The 989-nt window shown below is 38.2% G+C and carries 1 protein-coding gene; it reads left to right on the top strand.

Annotated features, from left to right (window positions below; translation table 11 throughout):
• A partial coding sequence (locus Q0856_RS17990; protein WP_298507221.1) for a hypothetical protein occupies positions 1-989 on the top strand: 989 nt, incomplete at both ends.

The following is a 989-nucleotide window of genomic DNA, read 5'->3' as shown; positions in this document are numbered from 1 at the left end:
AGCGAATTAGCAGTAAATATTGAAGGTGGGAATGATGTTACGGTGGATCTTTCTGATTTAGAAGAGTCTAGTGATATCGCTGCTAACACGGCTTTAATAAATACAAACACAACGAATATTAGTTCTAACGATACCGATATTGCGAACAATACTACTGCTATTTCTGCAGAAGTAACTCGTGCTACAGCTGCAGAAACTGCAATTCAAAATGATGTTGATGCTAATGAAACCGATGCGGATAACGCTATCGCTTTAGTGCAAACTAATTTAGACACACATATTACGGCAGATGAAGATACTTCTGCAACCAACGAACTTTCAGATTTAAATCTAGATGCTACTTCTAATATGCTTACTCTTACCAATGCACAAGCTGGGGCTACTGGGGTAGATTTATCGGGGTACGTTTCTACAGATGACCAAAATTTAGAATCTGCTACGCTTTCTGCTACGAGCGAATTAGCTATTAATATTGAAGGGGGGAATGATGTTTCGGTGGATCTTTCTGATTTAGAAGAATCTAGTGATATCGCTGCTAACACGGCTTTAATAAATACAAACACAACGAATATTAGTTCTAACGATACCGATATTGCGAACAATACTACTGCTATTTCTGCAGAAGTAACTCGTGCTACAGCTGCAGAAACTGCAATTCAAAATGATGTTGATGCTAATGAAACCGATGCGGATAACGCTATCGCTTTAGTACAAACCAATTTAGATACACATATTACTGCCGATCAAGATACTTCTGCAACAAACGAACTTTCAGATTTAAACTTAGATGCTACTTCTAATATGCTTACCCTTACTAATGCAGAAGCTGGTGCTACCGGGGTAGATTTATCAGGGTACGTTTCTACAGATGATCAAAACTTAGAATCGGCTACCCTTTCTGCTACTAGCGAATTAGCAATTAATATTGAAGGTGGTAATGATGTTTCGGTGGATCTTTCTGATTTAGAAGAATCTAGTGATATCGCTGC

The organism is uncultured Maribacter sp., from assembly GCF_947496775.1.
Classification (GTDB): Bacteria; Bacteroidota; Bacteroidia; order Flavobacteriales; family Flavobacteriaceae; genus Maribacter_B.
Note: the sequence above shows the minus strand (reverse complement) of the source record. Positions and strands in the feature narration are given on the sequence as shown.